The following is a 3355-nucleotide window of genomic DNA, read 5'->3' as shown; positions in this document are numbered from 1 at the left end:
CAGAATCCAGCTCCGACCCCACCTCATCGACGGCTGCCTCGCCGCCACCGGTCTGGCTATCAACCCACCGACCCCACCCTGAAATCCTGAGTAACCTCGACCGTCCAAGATCACCGACAGAGTCAAGCTAAGTTCACGCCCCCTGGTTGGCGTGTCCAGAAGCCCGTCAGGCCCCGTCGACGGTCCGCTCGACGGCCAGGAGTGCTCCGTGAAGGCCTTCGTCCTCGAGAGGTACGGCTCCCCCTTGCGGGAGGTCGAGATGCCCGTACCGGTCCCCGCCCCCCACGAGGTGCTCGTGCGCATGGTCGCGTCGGGCGTCAACCATGCCGACGAGCGGGTCCGCTCCGGCGAGTTCAAGACAATCTTCCCGTTCCGGCTACCCAAAGTCATGGGCGGCGAGCTCTCCGGCGAGGTCGTCGAGGCCGGCTCCGCGGTACGCGACGTCGCCGTGGGTGACCACGTGTACGGCTATGTCGACTTGTCGGCCACGGGCACCTTCTCCGAGTTCGTCGCGGTGGACGCCGCCACGATGGCACCTGTGCCCCGGTCGGTGAGTCTGGTCGAGACCGCGGGGCTTCCAGTCGTCGCGCTCACGGCCTGGCAGGCCCTCGTCGAGATGGGCGGGGTGACGAAGGGCCAGACCGTCCTCGTCCATGGCGGGACCGGTGGCGTGGGATCGGTCGCGATCCAGCTCGCCAAGCACCTGGGCTGCACCGTCGCCACCACCGTCTCGACGGCGAACATCGAAGCCGCCCGCGAGCTTGGTGCCGACATTGTCATCGACTACCGCCGCGACGACCTCGCGCAGAGCCTCGCCAGCACGCCCGTCGACCTCGTCCTCGACACCCAGGGCGGAGCCACCCTGCAGGCTTCTCTCGGTGTGCTGCGCCCCGGCGGCACCGTCATCGGCATCACGGGCCCGCCCGACCCTGTCTTCGCGCGGCGCGTCGGCGTCAACCCCGTCGTCCGGCTCGCCATCCGGACCCTGAGTGCCCGTACCCGCCGCCGGGCACGTGCGCTCGGGGTCAGCTACCGGTTCCTGTTCATCACACCCGATAGCGCCGCGCTGCGCCAGGTCGCCCGGCTGGTCGACGACGGGGTGCTGCGCCCGGTCATCGACCGGGTGCTCCCATTCGACCAGACCCCGCGGGCTCTCGACGAGGCGCTCGCCGGCGGCACACGCGGCAAGGTCCTGGTCACCACCGACCCGCAGGCGGTGACCAACCATGGCTGAGTCCAATGTCCGCCCCCGCCCGACCACGTGGGCCACGGCGCCCAACCGCCGCATCATCGTAGGTTCGAACACACTCGTCTACCGCGACCTCGGCCCCGAGAACGGCGTCCCGCTGGTCCTGCTCGCTCACCTGGGCGCCACGCTCGACGAGTGGGATCCCCGGTTTGTCGACGCGCTCGCCCGCGAACGCCGCATCGTCGCGCTCGACCTCCCCGGGGTCGGCGGATCCACCGGCCGCGTCCCAGGCACCGTCGCCGCGATGGCGCGCGCGGCTGAGGGGTTCGTGGCCGCCCTCGGCCTGCCCCAGATGGACCTGCTCGGATTCTCGCTCGGCGGCTTCGTCGCCCAGCAGGTGGCCCTCGATGCGCCGGGACTCGTGCGCCGCCTCGTCCTGGCCGGAACCGGCCCCGCCAGGGGAGCCGGCATCGACCGTCCGACCGGAGGAGCCTACGTCTACTGGGACATGGCTCGTGCCACGATGGCCCGCACCGATGCCAAGGAGTTCCTGTTCTTTCCCCGCCCCCCCGCGGGCAAGGCGGCAGCCAAGGCCTACCTCGCGCGCTTGCGCGAGCGCGTCACGGACCGTGACGACCCCATCACACTGTCGTCCTTTCACCACCAGATCACGGCCATCCGGGGCTGGGGCCGGGCTGAGCCGCAGGACCTCTCCCGCATCGGCGCCCCGACGCTCATCGCCAACGGCGACCACGACCGGATGGTCCCAACCGAGTTGTCCCACGACATGCACGCCCGCATCCCCGGCAGCACGCTGATCATCTACCCAGGGTCCGGGCACGGCGGGGTCTTCCAATACGGCGACGAGTTCGTCGACGCCGTGCGAGCCCACCTCGACACCGACAGCTGACATCGGCTGTCCAGCGGGCTCCTCCGCCCGCACCCTCGGCCGGGCCGACCTCGCCCTCCGCTGGGCCGGGGCGGGCCTGTACGACGACGGCACCCTCGTCTACGTGACCGCCCGCCCGGCTGGCGAGGACGCCAACGAGCTCGGTCTCATCGCGCACGGCGCTGCAGGGCGCTCGCGCAACAACGGGTCGCCTACGTGGCACCCGGTCAGTACATGTACCCCTCGCACGCCGCCGGCCACCAGAATCGAAGCAGCCTCTTCCCTCGGCTATCACGAGGAAGGACACCTCATGCAGTTAAGCCGTCAAGCGGAGGCCGGTCCCTGGTGGAAATCGGGTACTCGCCGCGGATACGGCCTGCGAGGCTGTGGGGGTGACTGAGACGACCCCTTACGACGCCGACCGTGCCCGATTCACCCGCCAGGCTCTGGCACGCCTTGTCCTGTGCGATCACGCAGCGGACGCTGCGGATGGCGCCGCCGGCCTGGTCGCCACCGAGAACGACCCTGACACCGGTCCCGGAGGCCGGGTGAGCCAGGCAATCCAGCTCATCGAACTCGCGGAGCGCGCGCTGGTCTCGGCCGTGATCTACGAACGGGAGCGAGGCAGCTCTTGGACGGAGATCGCCCAGTACCTGGGCATCGGTCCGGCAGAAGCGGAACAGCGGTTTGGCGCGAACCTGGACAACTGGAACACAGCCTTCGAGGTTCCCTACCGGCTCGACGACACCGGCCGAAAGCGCCAACCGCAGCTGCCCACGGCAGCGTATGACCCCGCTTGGGCATGCGACCGGCTCGATACCTGGGCCGGGAACCGGCTCATTCTTGTCAACGACGAGCGTCCCGTCAGCTCGGGTCTCGTCAAGGCTGTGCCGGAGGAGGAGCTCCCGTCAGTGACTCCGTAGCGGCGTTGGCGGGAAGGCGATCGCTTCGAGGACAGCGTCAGCCCGAGCGAGGCCCCGGCGAACGTCCCAGCCAGCGCCATCAGGAACGTGATCATCAGGTGCAGGCGGACAGGCAACGGCGGCGTCATGCCCAGCAGTATGCACAACACCCCCGACACGGCGAGAGCAGCGGATGGGCAAGCCCGCTACGGCCTGGGCAAGCCGGCGTTCGGGGCGGCTTGCCCAAGCTCCCATTGGCTTGCCCGCGACGACGCGGGGCCTAGGTGTATTGCCCCGGGAGGTTGTGGACGGGTGATCGAGGTCTCGGCTGAGGAGTCTTGAACGGGTGAGGGCCTTCCGGGTTCGGTGTGGATT

At 69.7% G+C, this 3355-nt stretch carries 3 protein-coding genes; all 3 read left to right on the top strand.

All coding sequences use genetic code 11. The features are described from left to right. The first annotated feature begins 208 nt into the window (after positions 1-208). Positions 209-1234: an NADP-dependent oxidoreductase gene (locus ACFWB8_RS36870; protein ID WP_385237638.1), complete on the top strand. Its 1026-nt coding sequence runs from the start codon at positions 209-211 to the stop codon at positions 1232-1234. Further along, a complete protein-coding gene (locus tag ACFWB8_RS36865; RefSeq protein ID WP_385237635.1) occupies positions 1227-2099 on the top strand; it encodes an alpha/beta fold hydrolase in 873 nt (290 codons plus the stop codon). The genes ACFWB8_RS36870 and ACFWB8_RS36865 overlap by 8 nt, the downstream gene beginning before the upstream one ends. Positions 2100-2470: 371 nt before the next feature. Then, positions 2471-3001, top strand: a complete 531-nt coding sequence (locus tag ACFWB8_RS36860) for a hypothetical protein (protein ID WP_385237632.1) — start codon at positions 2471-2473, stop codon at positions 2999-3001. Positions 3002-3355: the final 354 nt, after the last annotated feature.

The organism is Streptomyces sp. NPDC060031 (assembly GCF_042736805.1).
Classification (GTDB): Bacteria; Actinomycetota; Actinomycetes; order Streptomycetales; family Streptomycetaceae; genus Streptomyces.
Note: the sequence above shows the minus strand (reverse complement) of the source record. Positions and strands in the feature narration are given on the sequence as shown.